2 protein-coding genes are annotated in these 2805 nt (G+C 59.5%); one reads left to right on the top strand and one right to left on the bottom strand.

The genetic code is table 11. From position 1 onward, the window contains the following. Window positions 1-29: 29 nt before the first annotated feature. Window positions 30-1637, bottom strand: a complete 1608-nt coding sequence (locus tag WA354_RS11080) for a phytoene desaturase family protein (RefSeq protein ID WP_472813073.1) — start codon at window positions 1635-1637, stop codon at window positions 30-32. 294 nt (window positions 1638-1931) lie between these two features. Between WA354_RS11080 and WA354_RS11075 the strand changes: the two genes are divergently transcribed. Further along, the gene (locus tag WA354_RS11075; RefSeq protein WP_472813072.1) at window positions 1932-2441 is read left to right on the top strand and encodes a universal stress protein; all 510 of its coding nucleotides are present in this window, start codon (window positions 1932-1934) and stop codon (window positions 2439-2441) included. Window positions 2442-2805: the final 364 nt, after the last annotated feature.

Below are 2805 nucleotides of genomic sequence, written 5' to 3'. Positions count from 1 at the left end.
CAGTGAGTAGGTCCAACTCAAGCTGCGACTTACTTTCCGCCCAAATCCTTCAACACCGCCATGGCCGCATTGCGTCCGTTGATCCCGATCACGCTGCCGCCGGGATGTGTGCATGCGCCACACAGATACATCCCCTGCATCGGCGTTCGCGCGCTCAGGCGGTTTGCCCACATGTACTGGGGCAGACACTCGCCCTGGAAGATATGTCCGCCCGTCAATCCCACCTTCTCTTCGATATCTGGGGGGCCGAGCACCTGTGCCTCGATCACCGCGGAGTCGAGGCCTCCGTCGCCAATATTGCTGCAGAACCGGGCCAGCGACTTCATTGCCAGCGCACGCACCTCTTCGCGCCGCTCGTCCCAGTTTCCGTGCGCAAAAGTGTATGGCACGTACTGCGCAAACACGCTCATGGTTTGCGTGCCCACCGGCACCACCGTCGCATCGTGCACGCTCTGGAAATACAACTCGCACCACAAATGCTCCGGCAGCTCCCCGCGCTTCGCGGCGGCGAACCCAGCCTTCCACTCATCTTTGGTCAGCGGAGCATTGATCTGCCCGTAGTGGTGCGCCTGATTTGTTCCGGGCCGCGCTGTGAAGTTCGGCAGCTCCTTCAGGTGCACATTCAACTTCACCGTGCATCCCTCGATCGGCACCGCTTCGATACGCTTGCGCCAATTGGCATCCGCCGCGCCGCCGAGCATGGTTAGCGTTCTCCGCGGGTCCGCATTCGACACCACCGCCCGCGCGGCAATGCGCTCGCCGCCTTCCAGCACTACGCCTTCGCCGGGCAGAATCTGCGCCACCGGCACACCTGAGACGACCGTTGCTCCGGCTTCGCGCGCCGCATCGCAGAAGTAGAACGACACCATCCCCATTCCACCGCGCACGTAGCCCCACATCCCCGGCATGCCACCCAGCCGTCCCGACGCGTGATGAAATCGTATTGACGCTGTTCCCGGATCGAACGGGCTGGCGTTGGTTCCGATCACGCCCTGGCCGAGATAGGCCACCTGGAGCCGCTCGTCGCGCAGATAGTGCTCCACCATCTCTGCCATCGACCACTCGAAAAGTACCGCCCGCGCCTCAACGTCATCGCCCAGCAGCAATTCAATCTGTTCCCTGGTTGGCGCATCTCCAATCCACAAATCGTCTTCGCCCGACGGTCTGAGCGCATCGCGAAGACGGCGAATCACATCGCACATGGCGTTAAAGCCGTTCACATCATCCGGCGCGAGCCTCTGAATTTCCGCCTCGCAGCGGGCGTCATCGTCCCAAAGCTGCACGCTTGACCCATCGAGGAAGGGAACAAACAGCCCGTTGACTGCCGGAGTCCATTCAAAGCCGCGCCGAGGCAGTTCCAATTCTTCCACCACGAGCGGGTGAAGCAGTCCCGCCAGGTACGCACACGGCGACATGCGCACGCCGGGAAACGGCTCTTCAATGGTGCATGCTCCGCCCACGCGGGTCCGGCTCTCGATCACGAGCACATGCTGGCCAGCTTTTGCCAGATACGCAGCGCAGGCCAGCCCGTTATGACCCGCTCCGACGACAATCACGTCCCAGGTCTTCGCCGCCAATTCGCGAATCGGCACAGGCAGCCCGATCTCGCCCAAAACGGCTGCTGTAGGTGAGCTCATAGCAAATTACGGTAACATCCCGCGATGAAAATTCAGACTCAATCGTCGCATGCTGCACCGGGTTTCGATGTGCCGGACTTGCGAACGCGCTGGACTGGAAGAGGGAGCGGACAGAATTCGGACGGCTGTGATGAATCTTCAGGCCCGGGTTATCCAGACGCGATTCAGAGCCGGTTTGGCATCATCGCATGGCAGTAGTGTGCTGAATGTCACGAAGAAAATCCAAGCCACCCTTGTTATCATTGGGAGCGAAAAATGAGGCTCGCTATTCGTGTCTCATCAAGGAGATTTTGAATGCCCGAAGATACCGTCAGCGCAGTGCCCACCAAAATCCTGGTTCCCATCGACTTCAGTTCCTCATCGCATACTGCGCTTGAAGTGGCGACTGAACTCGCCGAGAAATTTCATGCCGAACTCTTCCTTTTGAATGTCGTCCCGGAATCTCCGGTCGTGGCATTGCCCGAGGGGGTCACCGAGGCCTCCATCGTCGAAGCGGCCAAAACGCAGGCCGAGGCCCATCTCGCCAAATCAAAGGTGTCTCTCGCCTCGAAGGGAATTACGGTCAAGACCAGCGTTGAGGTAGGATTCGACGTTGCCGGGACCATTCTTGAAGCCATCGAGCGCGACGGGATCGATCAAGTCGTCATTTCCACCCACGGCTGCTCCGGCTGGTATCCGACGGTGTTTGGCTCAATTGCTGAAAAGGTGATCAAGCTTGCTCCGTGCCCCGTTCTGCTGCTCCGCACGCCCAAGCCGAAGAGCAGCGCCAAGGTCAGCTCGAGCCGCTTGATGGAATGGTGGTAGGTTCAAACCGATCTCAACCTCACAGGGTTGGTGAGATTTCAGTCCGATGGCAAAGCCCGGCGTCAACCGCGCCGGGCTTTGCGTTTTCCGTCTCTCTGGATGGAGTGCGCTCTAAGAATTGAGAGCGCCGTTCCTTCGGATTCGTTGAGACAAAATTCGTCCACCTGGTGAGACAAAATCCGTCCGCCTGGGCGGTTAAAAGTCTGCTGGTTCATGGCCCGCTCCAAGGCTTCCGGGTTACTCTGAGGCTCCCGGTATGAGGTGGCAGACTGCTGCATTGGAGGTGCAAGTCAGCGCGTGCCATATTGCCTTCATGCACATAGGGTGCCATTCAGTGGGCTGATGTCGCCGGTTTCCTCTATGT

Origin of the sequence: Occallatibacter sp. (genome assembly GCF_049802275.1) — a bacterium.
GTDB lineage: Bacteria > Acidobacteriota > Terriglobia > Terriglobales > Acidobacteriaceae > Telmatobacter.
The sequence above is the reverse complement of the archived record's forward strand: the minus strand, read 5'-3'. Positions and strand labels throughout refer to the sequence as shown.

What these genes read in the sequence shown, in the direction of transcription:
- WA354_RS11080 (WP_472813073.1), bottom strand. Translation starts at nt 1,637, where the DNA reads ATGAGCTCACCTACAGCAGCCGTTTTGGGCGAGATCGGGCTGCCTGTG.
- WA354_RS11075 (WP_472813072.1), top strand. Translation starts at nt 1,932, where the DNA reads ATGCCCGAAGATACCGTCAGCGCAGTGCCCACCAAAATCCTGGTTCCC.